The sequence below is a fragment of the Caballeronia pedi genome (assembly GCF_001544915.2).
GTDB lineage: Bacteria > Pseudomonadota > Gammaproteobacteria > Burkholderiales > Burkholderiaceae > Caballeronia > Caballeronia pedi.
Genome location: NZ_FCOE02000023.1, coordinates 44929 through 61242, shown reverse-complemented (window position 1 = coordinate 61242; position 16314 = coordinate 44929). Strand labels below are relative to the sequence as shown.

The window sequence follows — 16314 nt, the reverse complement described above, 5'->3', positions numbered from 1 at the left end:
TGCGAGACGCGCGGCTCAGATCAGCCCGGACTCTTTGAGGAACTGATTCGCCACATCGGAGAACGATTTCTTCTGCACGTCGACGCTCGCATTCAGGCGCGCCATCGTGGATGCATCGAGCTTCGCCGACAGCGCATTGAGCAACGGTCCGAGCGTCGGGTTCGCGTCGAGCGTGGCCTTGCGGATCACCGGCGTCAGCGCGTAGGAAGGGAAATACCCCTTGTCGTCCTTCAGCAGGACGAAGTTGAACGCGGGCACGCGGCCATCGGTGGCGAAGACCAGCGCGACATTCACCTGACGATCCTTCAGCGCCTGATACGTGAGGCCCGTGTCCATGCGCTTCACATCACCCTGGCTGAACTCGAAACCGTATTGCTTCTGCAGCGGGCGCAGTCCGTCCGGACGCGCATAGAACTCGGAGTTGCAGGCGAACGTAAGTTCCTTGCCGTCCTTTATCGCCTTCGCGAGATCGCTCATCGTGACGATGCCGAGCTTCTTCGCTTCGTCCTGATTCATCGCGAACGCGTACGTGTTGTTCGCTTTCGACGGATTCAGCCACACGAGGCCCTTCGCCGCATCGAGTTCCTTGACTTTCTTGTAGGTATCGTCGGGCGAGAGACGGTCGTTGACCTTGTTGTAGGTAATGAGCGACGTGCCGGTGTATTCCCAGTACACATCGACTTGCCCGTTCTCCTGCGCCTGACGCAACACGGCGCTGCCCATGCCGTCCTTCTTCGTCACGGTGAAGCCTTTCGCTTCGAGATAGCGCGTGGTCATCTCGGCCATCAACTGCTGCTCCGTGAAGTTCTTGCCGCCGACGACCACCGATGCGGCGCTTGCCGAAACACTCGAAAACAGGGAAATAAGGATGCCGAACGACACTGCGAATAATTTTTTCATGGCCTCTCTCTTCTTTGCGGATTCAGGTTAATGAGTCAGGTTTGCGGATTCACGCCGCGCGAAACGAGCAGGCGCTGCATCTGCCCGACGAACGCGTCGGTGAAAATCGCGAGCAGCGCGGTCGGAACGGCGCCGGCGAGCAGCATGCCGAAATCGTTCAGGTCGATGCCGGTGAAGATCAGCTCGCCGAGCCCGCCGCCGCCGATCAGAAACGCGAGTGGCGCCGTGCCGACCGTGATCGCCAGTGCCGTGCGGATGCCCGCGAAGATCACGTAGAGCGCATTGGGAAGTTCGACGCGCCAGAGAATCTGCCACGGCGTCATGCCCATGCCGGTCGCGGCTTCGATCAGCGAGGGCGGCACCGCGCGCAGGCCTTCGTAGGTGTTCAATGCGATCGGCAGCAGCGTCGCGACCCACAACCCGAAGATGGCGGGCACCGCGCCGATGCCCATCACGCTCATCGCGAGGGCGAGCAGGGCGAGCTTCGGCACGGCCTGTCCCGCGTTGAGCGACTGCATCACGATGGCCGCGCCGCGCTTCTGCGAAGGACGGCTCAGATAGACGCCCGCCGGAATCGCGACGATGATCGCGAGCACGCCCGCCACCACGACCATCATCATCATATGCACGCCCTGATAGACGATGTCGCTGCGATATTGCACGACGCTTTCCCACCAGCTATCCGCGTGTGCCTGCGTGCTCAGTGCAAGCAGCGCGACTGACAAGAGGCGTTTCATGCGTGCTCTCCCGCGGGAAGCTTCAACATATCGACGATGCGCTCCTGGCTCACATAGCCGACGAAGCGGCCGTCGTCATCGACGGTGGGCATCCACGATGCGCCGTTCGCGAACATCGTCGAAACGACTGTGCGCAGGTCGTCCTTCTGGCTCGCGGTGGCCTGCACGGGGAGCGCGTGCGCCGCCGTGATCGGGCCTTCGACTTTCAGCAGGCGGTCGATCGTGAGATAGCCGTGCGGCTTGTCGGCGGCGTCGACGAGCACGATCTGTCCGACGCCGTGCTTTTCCATCATCGCCCGGGCGCGCGTGCTGTCTTCGCCGACACGCACGAGACAATCACATGCGCTGAGCGCATCGCGGGCACGCAGCAGACGCAGACGCTTAAGCGCCCGGTCCGAGCCGACGAAGCCTGCGATGAACGGCGTCGCGGGCCGCGCGAGAATGTTGTCCGGCGAATCGAATTGTTCGAGATGACCGTTGCGGAAGATCGCGATCTTGTCGGCCATTTTCACGGCTTCGTCGATATCGTGGCTCACGAACATGATCGTCTTCTTCACCTGCTTCTGAATGCGCAGGAACTCGTCCTGAATCAGTTCGCGATTGATCGGATCGATGGCGCCGAACGGTTCGTCCATCAGCATGACGGGCGGATCGGTGGCGAGCGCGCGCGCCACGCCCACGCGTTGCGCCTGACCGCCCGACAGGTCTTTCGGATAGCGCGTGAGATAGGTGGCCGGATCGAGCGCCACGATCTCCAGCAGTTCCGCCGCGCGGCGGCGCGCCTTCGCCTTGTCCCAGCCGAGCAGCGTCGGCACCACGCTGATGTTTTCCTCGACCGTCATGTTCGGAAAGAGCCCGATCTGCTGGATCACATAACCGATGCGGCGACGCAGCTCGACGACTTCGAACTCGTCCGTGTCGCGTCCTTCCAGATAGATCTTGCCGGAGGTGGGACGCACGAGCCGGTTGATCATCTTGAGCGTCGTGGTCTTGCCGCATCCCGACGGCCCGAGCAGCACGCAGATTTCGCCTGCGCCGACTTCCATGTTGATGCCGTCGACGACCGGGCTCGCCGCGCCGTCATATCGCTTGGTAAGGTTGGAGAGCTTGATCATGATCTATTGCGCGTGTCCGGTTTGTTTGCGAAAGCCCGTCATGGCGGAGAGACGCAGCGCGAGGCTGCCTGCGCGGGAAGGCGCGCGAAGACCCTTGGGCGTGAGGAAGCGTTGAACCCATGAAAGACCGATATCGGCGGCGATGGCGAGCACGCTCACCAGAATCGCGCCGGCGATCAACTGACGTGGGTCCGACTGCGAAATGCCGCGGCTGATGAGCTTGCCGAGGCCGCCCGCGCCGATATACGCCGCGATCGCCGCGATGCCCACGTTGATCACCACTGCCATGCGCACGCCGGCCATGATGATCGGCAATGCGATCGGGATCTCGACTTTGCGCAGACGCTCGCCGGTCGTCATGCCCATGCCGCGCGCGGCTTCACGCAGAGCCGGATCGATGTTGGTGATCGCGGTGTAGGTGTTGCGCACGATCGGCAGTTGCGAATAGAGGAAGAGCGAGATGACCGTCGGCAGAAAGCCGATGCCCTGGCCGATTACCGAGAGGATGGGAATCATCAGGCCGAAGAGCGCGACGGAGGGAATTGTCATGATGATCGCCGCGACATACAGCACGATCTTCGCGAGGCGCTGGTTGATTGTGATGACGATGCCGAGCGGCACGCCGGTAACGATCGCGAGTCCGACGCCCACTCCGACGATCTCGATGTGTTCGGCGGTCATCCTGGCGATGCTCGCCAGGTTGTCCCAGATGAAGGCAAGGGTTTCCACTATGTCTCCTGAGCTCCTTCGTTGAAGAGCCGTGTCTGTGTTTGGATCCTGCTATGGACTCAACGATAGTGCGGAGTGGGGATATATGGCTAACATCGAGCCGACATTGTTTGTCACAAAAACGGCATGACGCACGCGTGACTCAAATTTATTCTTTTAAATCAGTCGAGTATGGAGCCAGTCTGACTGTACGGTCTGGTCAATGCGATGCGGCATCGCGGCGCACGCGCAGGTTGCGCCAGGCGAGCGCGAGGAGGGCGGCGGTCACGCACATCGAGAAGAGATAGAGTCCGGCCGGACCCACGCAGCTCATCGTGAACGAAGCCGCGATCGGGCCGATACTGCCGCCGAGCGCGAACGTCAGCAGCAGGCCCGCGCTCGCCGCGACGCGTTGACGCGAAGCGATCCAGTCGTTCGCGTGCGCGACCGATACGCCATAAATGGTGAAGATGAGACTCACGAAGAGATACGCGATGGGTCGAACGAACGCTGCGCCGTGAAACACGAACAGCGTGGCGCTCGCGAGCATCAGCACTAGCGCGATCCCGCGAATCACGCGCGCGCGGTCGAGCCTGTCCGACAGATGAGCGAGCGGCCATTGCGGCAGCAGCGCGGCGATCAGCGCGACGCCCATGAAATGCGATATCTCCTCGACGGCATAACCCGCGCCGCGCATGTACACGGGATAGAGCGCATAGAACGTGCTGTTGAGCAGACCCGACGCGAAGCATCCCCATAACGCGAGCGGCGCGTCGCGCCATAGTGTTGGCAATGCCTTGAGCTTTGTCTTCGGCGGCGATTCGAGCGGACCGGCCGGCGCGGGCCGTTCATCGCTATCCGCTACGGAAGCACGCGCGAGACTCGCGGGCACGAGCGACAACGCAAAGAGGGCCGCCACGAGGCTGAACAATTCGAAGCCATTCGGACTCGCGACGCCGATGAGAAACTGCCCCGCGCCCACGCACAGATACGTGGTGATGAGATAGACGGAGAACACGCGTCCGCGAAAGGCATTGGGCGCGACGCCATTGAGCCAGCTCTCCATCACGGCGAAGATGCCGACGAGTGAAAAGCCCGTCATGAAGCGCAACGCCATCCAGACGGGCGCTTGCGAACTGACTGCATAACCGAGCGCGCTGCACGCGGCAAGCGCCGCGAAGGCCGCAAACGCGCGATGATGCCCGACGCGCACGATGATCGCCGACCCGCGCCATGCGCCGAGCATGAAACCAGTGTAATAAGCGGCCTGAACGAAGCCGATGGTGGCAGCAGGAAAGTTCGCGTGGACCATCCGAAGCGCGACCAGCGTGCCGAGCAGGCCATTGCCCATCACGAGCAGCGCGAAGCCGAGCAACAGGCTGGCGATCGACGAAACGATGCGGCCAAAAGGAGGCCCGGTGTCATCGCGTTGATGGCATCCGCCCGCCGGACTCATGCTGCCCAGTTCTTCAGTGCTCACGCTTTCGCCTCGAATGAATGCGCGCCGGATCGACGGCTCACTATAAGGACGGGACAGCGCGGGCGTGTAGCACGGGAGCGACATCGCCTTGCACGCAGGCGGCATTGTGCGTCGGACGGGCCGGGCGCGGTGTTTGCTCAAGGGTCAGTGACATCATCCTGTCACACGGAAATGGACGAATCGCTGAAACGCCTGAGAGAGAGAATCGCGCGGCAGATCGCGCAGCGCGAGGCGTCGCTCGTGTCGTTGCGGGCGAGCGCGGAGCATGCGCAGACGAAACACGACCGCGAGCGCATTCTTCTGACGCTCGCCGTGCTCGACGACGAACTCGCCGGATGGAGGCAGGTCGCTGCCCGCATCGAGCAGGCGGTTCTGGTCGAGCCGCGGCAGCATCGCGCGATTCGCATGCCGGCGTTGCGGTAGCTCGAGCACGCGCTGCATGCGCGCGAGATTTGTTGCAACATGGCGTGAGATCCCGATTACGAACGAACATACGTGCGCGCGTCACGGTCGCAGCGATCGGCACGCCGCGCGTTTTCCATGGAGAACCGTAATGACCGTTTCCAATGACGCGCCTGTCTGGTTCATCACCGGATGCTCGACCGGTTTCGGCCGCGAACTGGCGTCGGCGGTGATCGAGAAGGGCTGGCGCGCGGTCGTGGCCGCGCGCGATCCAGACAGCGTCGCCGATCTCGTCGAACGCGCAAAGGATCGCGCAATCGCGGTGCGTCTCGACGTCACGCGCGCCGATGAAATCCGCTCCGCAATCGACAATGCTTATGCCGTCTTCGGTCATATCGACGTGCTCGTGAACAACGCGGGCTTCGGCTATCTGTCGGCTGTGGAAGAGGGCGAAGACGACGAAGTGCGCGCGATGTTCGAAACGAATTTCTTTGGCGCCGCCGCGATGATCAGGGCCGTGCTGCCGCGCATGCGCGAGCGTCGCTCGGGGCACGTGGTCAACATCACGTCGGTCGGCGGGCTCGTCGGCAATCCAGGCAGCGGCTATTACGCGGCGACGAAGTTCGCCCTCGAAGGCCTCGGCGAAGCGCTCGCGCGCGAAACCGAAACGCTCGGCATCAAGGTGACCGCGGTCGAGCCGGGGCCGTTTCGTACGGACTGGGCGGGGCGGTCGCTGAAGCAGACGCGCAATGTCATCGACGATTACGCGCAGACCTCGGGCGTGCGGCGCGCGGCGATCGCGCAGCGCAGCGGCAAGCAGCCGGGCGATCCCGCGCGGGCCGCGCAGGTGATCATCGAAGCGGTCACGTCGGCCGAGCCGCCGGGGCATCTCGTGCTCGGTGCGCCGGGGCTGGAACTGGTGCGCACCAAGCTCACGAAGCTCGACGCCGAGATCGATGCCTGGCAGGCGCGCAGCGAGTGGACCGATAGCCCGGAGCCGTGATCATCATGAGGCCGCTGTGCGCGGAGGAACGGCATATTCTCTCGCTCGTCGCGGACGACGCCGCGGCGCTCCACGTCGCGCCGCCACACGTGCGCTTCGTCGCGACGTCCGCCGGAGCGTGCTATGAGGCCTTGTTCAACCGCATCGAGATCGACCGCGCCACGCTCGCGTTGCCGGAGCCGCTGCTGTGCATCGTCGTGGCGCACGAAGTCGGCCATGCGACGCAACGCCGGACGATGCTCATCGACTTCGCGTGGACGAGCCTCTGCGTCGCCATGCTCTTCGCCATACCGTGCGTGTTCTTCGCCAGCTCGTTTGATGAAGACCTCTGGCGCGTGAGCGCGCCCGGCCTGGGTTTCGTGCTGGCGTACCTCGCGTGCTGGAAGATCTGGCGCGCGCACGGTGCCAGCCGTTCGGCCGCACTCGAACTCGATGCCGACGCGAAAGCCGCGTCGATCTGCGGTGCGGCATCGGCGTTGGCCGCGCTCGAAGCGATGGCCACGCGCGGGCATATCGACACCGCGCGCATCGAAGCGATGCGCGCGCTTTCTTACAGATAACTTCCAAAAAACGAAAAAGCACGCGCGTCCGGCGAGGGACGCGCGTGCTTTTATCGATGAAGAAGCCTTACTGCGCAGGTGCGGCTGGAGGCGGCGTCGTGGTCGACGAAGACTTCTTGTGATGTTTCTGGCCCTTCTTGTGATACGCGGGACGCGACTTGTTGGACGGGTAGTCCGCAGCCGCGAACGACAGTGTCGGCGCGGCGAACGCCGTCAGCACCAAAAGCACGAGAGATTTCTTCAGGGACGTTTTCATCGGAGACTCGCTTGGAGGAGATGGCCTTGGAAACCGCAAAGCAACGCGTGAGTCGCCGCTTCGCACTGTACGTAACATGAGACTCGATAAACACAACGGCGCGCTCGCGTTCATGCATTTGTGAGAGCCGAGCGGGTAGCGCTGCGGTTCCGCTTTCGCGTGACGCCGCTGAGGCAACAGTATATTGCACAAAAAAGTGCAATTTGGCAGAAGGGGTACTCAAGTGCCTGATCAAGCAAGATTTTGTCGCTTCGCGTTGCTTCGATAGCTGCGTTCGCGCACAGGATGGTCCGCGACAAATGTCATCGACTGCATCTACTATCGTGCCTGTTCTCAACTCAGGGACGACCCAGTGAAAGAAGACGACATCCGCAGGAATGCCTTCGCCATGCCTGTGCACAATCCCGCCTACCCGCGTCCGCCGTTTCGCTTTCTCGAGCGCGAGTACTTCATCATCTCCTATGAGACCGACCTCGACGCCTTGCGCGCGGTCGTGCCCGAACCGCTCAAGGTGGACAACGGTCTGGTGCATTACGAATTCATTCGCATGCCGGATTCATCGGGCTTCGGCGACTACACCGAAAGCGGTCAGGTGATTTCCGTCATCGATCCGGATGGCAACCAGGGCAGCTACACGCATGCAATGTATCTCGACGACGAAGGCCCGATCGCGGGCGGCCGCGAGATCTGGGGCTTTCCGAAGAAGCTCGCGTCGCCGCGTCTTGGCGTCGATGGCAAGGACACGTTGCTCGGCACGCTCGATTACGGCACGCAACGCATCGCGACGGGCACGATGGGCTACAAGTATCGTCCGCTCGATCTGGAAGCCGAGCGCAAGAAGCTCGCCGATACGCCGAACTATCTGCTGAAGGTGATCCCGCACGTCGACGGCACCGCGCGCGTGTGCGAACTGGTTCGCTTCTTTCTGCGCGACGTGAGCGTGATCGGTGCATGGGAAGGGCCCGCCGCGCTCGAACTGCACGCGCACGCGCTCGCGCCCGTTGCGGATCTGCCGGTGCGCAAGGTCGTCGGCGCGCGGCATGTCATCGCGAATCTCACGCTCGATATCGGCGAAGTCGCCTACGACTATCTCGCACCGCCCGACGCGCTCAAGCTCGCCGTCAATCAATAACTTCGCATCAATTCGATCAAGGAACAAACACATGGCACTGCAAGGAAAAGTCGCGCTCGTCACGGGCGCAGCGAGCGGCATCGGCGAACAGACCGCGCGAAAGCTCGCGGCCGATGGCGCGGCGGTCGTCATCGCCGATCTGAATCTCGCGAATGCGCAGAAGGTCGCGGACAGCATCGTCGCGGCGGGCGGCAAGGCCATCGCCGTGTCGATGGACGTGACCAGCGAAGACGCGGTGAACGCGGGCATCGAAGAAACGGTGGCGAAGCTCGGCGGCATCGATGTGCTGGTATCGAACGCGGGCATCCAGATCGTTGCGCCGATCGAAGAGTACGCGTATGCCGACTGGAAGAAGATGCTCGCGATCCACCTCGACGGCGCGTTCCTGACGACGAAGGCCGCGATCAAGCATATGTACGCGTCGGGCAAGGGCGGCTCGATCATCTACATGGGATCGGTGCACTCGCATGAGGCGTCGAAGCTGAAGTCGGCGTATGTCACGGCGAAGCACGGCTTGCTGGGACTCGCGCGCGTCGTCGCGAAGGAAGGCGGTCCGCGCGGTGTGCGCGCCAACGTGGTGTGCCCCGGATTCGTGCGCACGCCGCTCGTCGAGAAGCAGATTCCCGAGCAGGCGAAGGCGCTCGGCATCTCGGAAGAGGAAGTCGTGAAGAACGTGATGCTGAAGGAAACGGTCGATGGCGAATTCACGACCGTCGCCGATGTCGCGAACACGGTTGCCTTCCTCGCGGGCTTCGAATCGAATGCGCTGACGGGGCAGTCGGTCGTCGTGAGCCACGGCTGGTTCATGCAATAAGGAGAATCCATGCGCCGCGGTCAACGCAACACACTCACGCAGCCGAACGATGTCGCGCTGCCGGACTACGATGATGTTTGCCTCGTGCTGCAAGGCGGCGGCGCGCTGGGTTCCTATCAGGCCGGCGTGTTCGAAGGGCTTGCCGAAGTCGGCGTCGAACCGACGTGGACGTCGGGCATTTCCATTGGTGCCCTGAATACCGCGATCATCGCGGGCAATGCGCCGGAAGACCGCGTGGCCGCGCTGCGCGGTTTCTGGAACACGATCTGTCAGCCCGCGGATCTGATCGGGCATGTGGGCGCGTTCGTGCCCGCCGCGTTCGGGTTCGCCAATATCGGCCGCAAGTTTTCGAGCATGTGGGCCGCGGCGCGCGCGCTGACCGAAGGACAGAAAGGCTTCTTCTCGCCGCGCGTGCAGGTGCCGTCGATCCAGACGAACAGCAAGCGCCCGAGCGAAGTGAGCTTCTACGATACGTCGGCGCTGCGCGCAACGCTGCTGCAGTTTGCCGATTTCGACCGCATCAACGATGGCGCGATGCGCGTGTCGGTGGGCGCGGTGAATGTGCGCACCGGCAATCTGATTTACTTCGACAATACGAAGATGCGCCTCGCGCCCGAGCATTTCATGGCCTCGGGTGCGTTGCCGCCGGGCTTTCCGGCGGTGGAGATCGATGGCGAGTTCTACTGGGACGGCGGCCTCGTATCGAATACGCCGCTGACGGAAATCATCCGCGAAAGCCAGCACAAGGACACGCTCGTGTTTCAGGTGGATCTGTGGAGCGCGCGCGGCACGCTGCCCGGCGATTTTCTCGATATCAGCGAGCGCACGAAGGACATTCAGTATTCGAGCAGAACGCGCGCGATCACTGACTTCGTTTCGCATAACCAGAAGCATGCGCGGCTCATCAAGGAACTGCTGGAGCACGTTCCCGAGAAAGTGCGCCGTACGCATCCGTTGTTGCGCGAAGCGCGGCAGGTCGCGGATGGCGGCGCGGTGAACGTCGTGCATCTCATCTACAAGAACAAGTTCTTCGAAGGGCACTACAAGGACTACGAGTTCAGCAACGACACGATGGACGAACACTGGGCGAGCGGGCTCGAAGATATTCGCCGTTCGTTCGGGCATCCGGAGTGGTTCGAGGTGCCGAGTCATGATCTGGGCTTCGTGACGCATGACGTGCATCGATTCGAACCTGCGCCGAAGGCGACCGCCGAGATGCCGAGGGCAGTGGAGCAGAAGCTGGACGATGTGGATGTGGCGGAAGGGGTTTGAAGCCGGCGCGGGATTCCATTACGCTGATCGACTCGTCACGACTTCGAGTAACGTCATGCCCGACTGGAAACCCGCCACCTATCCGTCCATCAGCCCCTATCTCGTCTGCGCAAACGCCGAAGCGATCATCACGTTTCTCGAACGCGTCTTCGACGGCGCCTTGATCCGCCGTTTCGATCGTCCCGATGGTTCGCTGATGCACGCCGAAGTGCGCATCGACGACAGTGTCGTGATGATCGGCGGCGGCGCGACGGATCAGCAATCGTCCGGACCGCACATCCACGTCTACGTGCCCGACGCGCAAGCCGTCTACGACCGCGCGCTGCAACATGGCGCGCAAAGCGTGCAGGCGCCCGAGCGCAAACGCGCCGATGACGACCTCCGTGGCGGCTTCCGCGATGCCGCCGGTACGACCTGGTGGGTCGCGACGCAATAACCGGCTAACGCTTTTTTCGCTTCGCCGCGCGCGCCTCGGGCTTGCCCAGACTCTCGCGCAACGCGTCCGTCAGCGTGTTGAGAAACTGATCGACCGCGGGCGGCAGACGGCGCTCGCGCATCACCGTCACCTGCAGCAGACGCTCGTTGAGCAAAGGCTCGTCGATAGGCGTGGCGACGAGCGTCGGCGGGCCGGGATCGCCTTCGAGCGCGACCGCGCTGCCCAGCGTGATCGCGCCGGTGAGCGCGGCGAAATGATGCATGGCGCTCGAGTTGTTGCTCGTGAGCACCGGCTCCAGATGCACGCCGCGCGCCGAACAACACCAGTCGATCAACTGGCGCACCGTGGTGCCGCGATCGAGCACGGCAGTAGGGTACTGAAGGATATCGTCGAGCGTGACGCTCGGCTTGCCCGCGAGCGGATGCGTCGGCGGCAGCAATGCGCATACCGGCGCCTTCACGCTGTATTCGATGCTCAGCGCCGTCGATGTCGAGGTCGAAAACGCCAGCCCCACATCCACTTCGCCGCTCGCCACCCAATGTTCGACCTGCCCGGGCGTGCCGGAGCGCATCACGAAGCGCGTGCGCGGGTGCTCGCGATAATGCGTCGCCATCACGCTCGGCAGAAAGCAGCGCGTGAAACCCTCCGTGCAGCCGATGCGCACGATCCCGCGCCCGAGCGCATGCATGTCCGAAATTTCGTCGAGCACCGCGTCGCCATCCATCAGCGCGCGACGCGCGTGCTGCACCAGCAGTTCGCCCGCTTCGGTCAGGATCATGCCGCGCGGCATGCGCTCGAATAGCGGCGTGCCCGCCTGCTCCTCCAGCTTCGCGATCTGCCGGCTGATCGCCGACACCGCCACGTGAAGCTGTTCCGACGCCGCCGCGAGCGAGCCGGCACGCGCGACTTCCACGAAGTATTTGAGTGCGATGCCATGCAGCACGATGCTTTCCTCGCGGGTTGAGCGTTGCCTTTTCGGCAATGCTATCCGCAAATTTTGAAATTGTCGCGAATTTATGGCGTTTCTAGACTGGCCGGAATTGCAGTGATCATTCATCCGGAGACGTCGTGAAAGAGCCCCTGAACACTCGAAAAACCGCCATCGATCTCGCCTGCAAATCGTTCGATTCGGGCGCGTTTTTCGCCGATTTGCAGCGTCGCGTCGCGTTTCGCACCGAGAGCCAGAACGGGCCGAACGCCGCGCTGAACGCCTATCTGACCGATGAAGTCAGCGACACGCTCGCGCGTCTCGGCTTCACGGCGCGCGTCGTCGACAACCCCGTCGCGGGCGGGCCGCCGTTTCTGATCGCCGAACGGCACGAGTCGGACCGCGCGCCGACCGTGCTGACCTATGGCCACGGCGATGTCGTGCGCGGCTACGACGAGCAATGGCGCGCGGGCCTGAAGCCGTGGGAGATCGTCGTCGACAAAGACCGCTGGTACGGGCGCGGCACCGCCGACAACAAGGGCCAGCATTCGGTCAACTTCGCGGCGCTCGCAGCGGTGCTCCAGGCGCGCGACGGCAGGCTCGGCTACAACGTGAAGGTGATCTTCGAGACCGGCGAGGAAATCGGTTCGCCGGGTCTCGACGAAGTCTGCGCCGCGCACAAGGACGCGCTCGCAGCCGACGTGTTCATTGCGTCCGACGGGCCGCGCGTCTCGGCGGAGCGTCCGACGCTCTTTCTCGGTTCGCGCGGTGGCGTGCCGTTCGAACTGACGGTCGATCTGCGCGAAGGCGGGCATCACTCGGGCAACTGGGGCGGCGTGTTGCGCAATCCGGCGGTCGTGCTGTCGCATGCGATCGCGAGTCTCGTCGATCGCAACGGGCGCATCGCTGTGGAAGGATTGCGGCCGCCGCCGATTTCCGATGCGGTCCGCGCCGCGCTCGCCGATATCGAACTGGGCCGCGACGAAAGCTCGCCCGACATCGATCCGACGTGGGGCGAACCGGGCCTGACGCCGACCGAACGCGTGATCGGCTGGAACGCGCTCGAAGTGCTCGCGATGAAATCGGGCAACGCCGATGCCCCCGTCAACGCAATTCCGCCCGCCGCGAAAGCGGTGTGCCAGTTGCGCTTCGTCGTCGGCACGGACTGGGAGAACTTGCAGACACATCTCGAACGCCATTTCGCGGAACACGGCTTCACCGAAGTGAGCGTGAAGGCGACGCGCGGCACGCCCGCGACGCGTCTCGAACTCGACGATCCGTGGGTCCACTGGGCGCTCGATTCGATGCGCGCGACCACCGGCAAGAAGCCGGCCTTGCTGCCGAATCTCGGCGGCACCGTGCCCAACGACGTCTTCGCCAAAACGCTCGGCCTGCCGACGCTCTGGGTGCCGCATTCATACCCCGCCTGCAATCAGCACGCGCCGAACGAGCACGTGCTCGCGCCGGTCATGCGCGAATCGCTCGGCCTGATGGCGGGCCTCTGGTGGGATCTCGGCGAAGCGGGCGAGGCGATCGTCGCCACGCGCAACGCCCGTTGACAGACGACTTCACTCACACGCGGACATCATGAACAAAAAGCCTCTGAGTCTGACGCAGATCGTGCTCGCGACTTCGGTCGGAAACGCGCTCGAATGGTTCGATATCGCGATCTATGCGTTTTTCGCGGTGTATATCGCGAAGAACTTTTTCCCGGCCGCCAACGAGACAGCGTCGATGCTGCTCACCTTCGGCTCGTTCGGCGCGTCGTATCTGGTGCGGCCGATCGGCGGCATGGTGCTCGGCGCCTATGCCGACAAGCGCGGACGCAAGGCGGCGCTGATGATGTCGGTCGGCCTGATGATGATCGGCACGGCGATCATCGCGGTGATTCCGACTTACGCATCGATCGGGCTGATCGCGCCGGCGGGCGTGTTCATCGCGCGTCTGATCCAGGGCTTTTCGGCGGGCGGGGAGTTCGGCGCGTCCACGGCCATGCTGATCGAGCACGCGCCCGACCGGCGCGGCCTGCTCGCGAGCTGGCAATTCGCGACGCAAGGGCTCGCGACCTTGCTCGCGTCGCTCTTCGGTTTCGCGCTCGCCAAGCTGATGCCCGCCGCCGAACTCGCCGCGTGGGGCTGGCGCATTCCGTTCTTCTTCGGCTTGCTGATCGGGCCGGCGGGGCTGTTCCTGCGCCGCTATCTGGAAGACGCGACCGATTACACCGAAGCCGAACACACGGCCACGCCCGTGCGCGATGTGTTCGCGCGGCAAAAGACCTTGCTGCTGATTTCGATCGGCGCGCTGACGGTATCGACGGCAGTGAACTATCTGCTGCAGTACGTGCCGACGTTCGCGATGCGCGAGCTGCATCTCGATGCCTCGACGGGCTTCGCGGCGAGCACAGTCGCGGGATTGATGCTGACCTTGGTCACGCCGTTCGCGGGCCATCTGTCGGACAAGATCGGGCGCGTGAAGCAGATGTCGACCGCCGCGTTGCTGCTCTTCGTGACGGGGTATCCGGCGTTCGCGTATGTCGTCGGGCATGTGTCTGTGCCGGCGCTGTTCGCGCTCGTCGCGTGGCTGGCGCTGCTCAAGGCGATCTACTTCGGCGCGTTGCCGGCGCTGATGTCCGAGATCTTTCCCGTGTCGACGCGCGCGACGGGCATGTCGATCGGCTACAACATCGGCGTGACGGTGTTCGGCGGCTTCACGCCCGCGATCATCATCTGGCTGCTGAGCGCGACCGGCAGCAAGGCCGCGCCGAGCTTCTACATGATGTTTACCGCGATGATCAGTCTCGCGGCGCTGGCTGCGGTGAGCCGGGGCAAGGGCGGGATGGGGGCGTTGCGCGTCGCGGCGTGAGGGCGGCTGCCCGCCGCATGCAGCGGGCAGTCCTGGCACGGTCGTCCTTACTTGACCTCTTTTCTCTCGATCTTCTTGCCCGTCTCCTTGTTGTAGCGCTCGACATACTCGTCGGTGAGCTTGCGGATCGCGCGTCCGATCTTCCGATAATCGGACTCGTTGAGATTCGCGAGCGACACGCGCCCCGACGGATGCTTCGTACCGAAGCCCATGCCCGGCAGCAGCACGACGCGCGCGTCGGTCGCCAGACGGAACAGCAGTTCCGACGCCTCCGTGTGCTTGAGCAGCCAGTCGACGAACTCGCGTCCGTACGCACGCTCGCCGAAATACTCCATGTCGATGATCGAGTAGTAGTCGACCTGGTTCGCGTCCTTCTCGTCGAACGCAATGCCGATCTCTTCATAAAGCGCGCGCTTGCGGCTGCGGATCAGGCGCTTGAGCGCGTCCTTGTAGGCATCCGGCGTGTCCATCAGCGAGAAGAGCGAGAACAGCACCATCTGCACTTGCTGAGGCGTCGACAGGCCGGCGGTGTGATTCAGCGCGACAGTGCGGCTGTCCGCAACCAGCCGGTCGATGAACTTCAGCTTGTCCGGCTCGGTCGTGATCGACTCGTAGCGATGGTGCAGGATCTTCTTCGTGTCCTTCGGCAACTCGGAAATCAGCTTGTCGAGGATGTTGTCCTTGTGCGTCGCGATCGTGCCGAGCCGCCAGCCCGTCGCGCCGAAATACTTCGAGTACGAGTAGACGAGAATCGTGTTCTTCGGCGCGAGCGCGAACAGCGACACGAAGTCGTCGGCAAAGGTGCCGTACACGTCGTCCGTCAGCAGGATCAGATCGGGGCGTTCCTTGACGATCTGCGCGATGTATTCGAGGCTCTCGTCGCTGATCCTCACCGAAGGCGGATTGCTCGGGTTCACGAGGAAGAACGCTTTGACCTTCGGATCGCGCAGCTTGTCGAGTTCGGCCTTCGAGTATTGCCAGTTGTTCTCGACATCGGCATCCAGATTCACGACTTTCAGGTCGTACTCGCCGAGCGTCGGAATCTCGATGTACGGCGTGAAGATCGGGCGGCCGAGCGCGATGGTGTCGCCCGCCTTGATCAGATGGTTCTGCTTCATCGTGTTGAAGATGTACGTCATCGCGGCCGTGCCGCCTTCGACCGCGAAGATGTCGAACTCGCCGACGAACGGATACTTGCCGATCATCTCGCGCCGCAGATATTGCCCGACGATGACTTCCGAGAGCTTGAGCATCCGGTCCGGCACCGGATAGTTCGACGCGAGAATGCCTTCGCACATCTCATAGAGGAAATCGTTGCCCGAGAGTCCGAGTTGATCGCGCACATACGACACGGCGCCCGCGAGAAACGCGATGCCGGGCACGCCCTTGTTCTCGCGCAGGAACAACTCGAAGCGCTCCGACAGTCCCTCGCGCTTCGGAAAACCGCCGACGCCCTCGGGCATGTACGCAAACGAGCGCTCCGACTCGCGCATCGCGAAGAGGCCGAGCTGCCAGAAGCCGTGGCGCGGGATCGTCGCGAGAAAGTTCGGGTTGCCGCGTCCGGCGTTCAGCATCGAGATATTGGCCGGACGTTCGACCGCTCCGCCGCCCGCCGCCTTGATCAGCTCGTCTTTCAGTTCGAACGGACTCAAAGCCTGCAGCGCTGCCTGATCCTTGCTCTTGTTGGCCTTTGCCATGATGCGTTCTCC

General features: G+C 63.3%; 17 protein-coding genes. 9 read left to right on the top strand and 8 right to left on the bottom strand.

Annotation, left to right across the window (positions count from 1 at the left end):
• Positions 1-15: 15 nt before the first annotated feature.
• The 5 genes from AWB80_RS27635 to AWB80_RS27615 form a co-directional block, all read right to left on the bottom strand.
• Positions 16-900 carry a glycine betaine ABC transporter substrate-binding protein gene (locus AWB80_RS27635; protein ID WP_061177855.1) on the bottom strand — a complete coding sequence of 295 codons (885 nt, stop codon included), beginning with the start codon at positions 898-900 and terminating at the stop codon, positions 16-18.
• Between the two features lie 35 nt (positions 901-935).
• Positions 936-1637, bottom strand: a complete 702-nt coding sequence (locus AWB80_RS27630) for an ABC transporter permease (protein ID WP_061177854.1) — start codon at positions 1635-1637, stop codon at positions 936-938.
• Positions 1634-2752 carry an ABC transporter ATP-binding protein gene (locus AWB80_RS27625; RefSeq protein ID WP_061177853.1) on the bottom strand — a complete coding sequence of 373 codons (1119 nt, stop codon included), beginning with the start codon at positions 2750-2752 and terminating at the stop codon, positions 1634-1636. Before AWB80_RS27625 ends, AWB80_RS27630 begins: the two co-directional genes overlap by 4 nt.
• 3 nt (positions 2753-2755) lie before the next feature.
• Positions 2756-3481, bottom strand: coding sequence for an ABC transporter permease (locus tag AWB80_RS27620; RefSeq protein ID WP_061177852.1), 726 nt, complete (start codon positions 3479-3481; stop codon positions 2756-2758).
• Between the two features lie 199 nt (positions 3482-3680).
• Positions 3681-4940, bottom strand: coding sequence for an MFS transporter (locus AWB80_RS27615; RefSeq protein WP_160147476.1), 1260 nt, complete (start codon positions 4938-4940; stop codon positions 3681-3683).
• A gap of 147 nt (positions 4941-5087) precedes the next feature.
• Between AWB80_RS27615 and AWB80_RS27610 the strand changes: the two genes are divergently transcribed.
• From AWB80_RS27610 to AWB80_RS27600, 3 genes are all read left to right on the top strand, one after another.
• Positions 5088-5363, top strand: coding sequence for a hypothetical protein (locus tag AWB80_RS27610; RefSeq protein WP_244206759.1), 276 nt, complete (start codon positions 5088-5090; stop codon positions 5361-5363).
• Positions 5364-5493: 130 nt separating this feature from the next.
• Complete coding sequence (locus tag AWB80_RS27605; RefSeq protein WP_061177849.1) at positions 5494-6345, top strand: oxidoreductase; 852 nt, start codon at positions 5494-5496, stop codon at positions 6343-6345.
• Between the two features lie 5 nt (positions 6346-6350).
• Positions 6351-6905: a hypothetical protein gene (locus AWB80_RS27600; RefSeq protein WP_061177910.1), complete on the top strand. Its 555-nt coding sequence runs from the start codon at positions 6351-6353 to the stop codon at positions 6903-6905.
• Between the two features lie 67 nt (positions 6906-6972).
• Here AWB80_RS27600 and AWB80_RS27595 read toward each other — a convergent pair whose 3' ends face one another.
• Complete coding sequence (locus tag AWB80_RS27595) at positions 6973-7161, bottom strand: hypothetical protein (protein ID WP_061177848.1); 189 nt, start codon at positions 7159-7161, stop codon at positions 6973-6975.
• A gap of 352 nt (positions 7162-7513) precedes the next feature.
• Between AWB80_RS27595 and AWB80_RS27590 the strand changes: the two genes are divergently transcribed.
• The 4 genes from AWB80_RS27590 to AWB80_RS27575 are packed head-to-tail and all read left to right on the top strand — an operon-like array spanning position 7514 to position 10815.
• Complete coding sequence (locus AWB80_RS27590; RefSeq protein ID WP_087131641.1) at positions 7514-8293, top strand: acetoacetate decarboxylase; 780 nt, start codon at positions 7514-7516, stop codon at positions 8291-8293.
• Between the two features lie 31 nt (positions 8294-8324).
• Positions 8325-9107, top strand: coding sequence for a 3-hydroxybutyrate dehydrogenase (locus tag AWB80_RS27585; RefSeq protein WP_061177847.1), 783 nt, complete (start codon positions 8325-8327; stop codon positions 9105-9107).
• Positions 9108-9116: 9 nt separating this feature from the next.
• A complete protein-coding gene (locus tag AWB80_RS27580) occupies positions 9117-10379 on the top strand; it encodes a DUF3734 domain-containing protein (protein ID WP_061177846.1) in 1263 nt (420 codons plus the stop codon).
• Positions 10380-10434: 55 nt separating this feature from the next.
• Positions 10435-10815, top strand: coding sequence for a VOC family protein (locus AWB80_RS27575; protein ID WP_061177845.1), 381 nt, complete (start codon positions 10435-10437; stop codon positions 10813-10815).
• Positions 10816-10819: 4 nt separating this feature from the next.
• Here AWB80_RS27575 and AWB80_RS27570 read toward each other — a convergent pair whose 3' ends face one another.
• Complete coding sequence (locus AWB80_RS27570; protein ID WP_061177908.1) at positions 10820-11758, bottom strand: LysR family transcriptional regulator; 939 nt, start codon at positions 11756-11758, stop codon at positions 10820-10822.
• A 125-nt stretch (positions 11759-11883) separates the two neighbouring features.
• Here AWB80_RS27570 and AWB80_RS27565 point away from each other — a divergent pair, with 125 nt between their 5' ends.
• Together AWB80_RS27565 and AWB80_RS27560 are read left to right on the top strand one after the other, a co-directional pair.
• Positions 11884-13302, top strand: coding sequence for a M20 family metallopeptidase (locus AWB80_RS27565; RefSeq protein ID WP_061177844.1), 1419 nt, complete (start codon positions 11884-11886; stop codon positions 13300-13302).
• A gap of 25 nt (positions 13303-13327) precedes the next feature.
• Positions 13328-14605: an MFS transporter gene (locus AWB80_RS27560; RefSeq protein WP_061177843.1), complete on the top strand. Its 1278-nt coding sequence runs from the start codon at positions 13328-13330 to the stop codon at positions 14603-14605.
• 47 nt (positions 14606-14652) lie between these two features.
• Here the strand turns inward: AWB80_RS27560 and AWB80_RS27555 are convergent, their stop codons facing one another.
• Entirely contained in the window at positions 14653-16302 is a 1650-nt protein-coding gene (locus AWB80_RS27555) for a bifunctional aspartate transaminase/aspartate 4-decarboxylase (protein ID WP_061177842.1), read from the bottom strand.
• Between the last annotated feature and the right edge of the window lie 12 nt (positions 16303-16314).

Coding starts and splice junctions, on each gene's coding strand:
- AWB80_RS27595 (WP_061177848.1), bottom strand. CDS start 7,161: ATGAAAACGTCCCTGAAGAAATCTCTCGTGCTTTTGGTGCTGACGGCG.
- AWB80_RS27585 (WP_061177847.1), top strand. CDS start 8,325: ATGGCACTGCAAGGAAAAGTCGCGCTCGTCACGGGCGCAGCGAGCGGC.
- AWB80_RS27575 (WP_061177845.1), top strand. CDS start 10,435: ATGCCCGACTGGAAACCCGCCACCTATCCGTCCATCAGCCCCTATCTC.
- AWB80_RS27555 (WP_061177842.1), bottom strand. CDS start 16,302: ATGGCAAAGGCCAACAAGAGCAAGGATCAGGCAGCGCTGCAGGCTTTG.
- AWB80_RS27630 (WP_061177854.1), bottom strand. CDS start 1,637: ATGAAACGCCTCTTGTCAGTCGCGCTGCTTGCACTGAGCACGCAGGCA.
- AWB80_RS27635 (WP_061177855.1), bottom strand. CDS start 900: ATGAAAAAATTATTCGCAGTGTCGTTCGGCATCCTTATTTCCCTGTTT.
- AWB80_RS27600 (WP_061177910.1), top strand. CDS start 6,351: ATGAGGCCGCTGTGCGCGGAGGAACGGCATATTCTCTCGCTCGTCGCG.
- AWB80_RS27625 (WP_061177853.1), bottom strand. CDS start 2,752: ATGATCAAGCTCTCCAACCTTACCAAGCGATATGACGGCGCGGCGAGC.
- AWB80_RS27580 (WP_061177846.1), top strand. CDS start 9,117: ATGCGCCGCGGTCAACGCAACACACTCACGCAGCCGAACGATGTCGCG.
- AWB80_RS27605 (WP_061177849.1), top strand. CDS start 5,494: ATGACCGTTTCCAATGACGCGCCTGTCTGGTTCATCACCGGATGCTCG.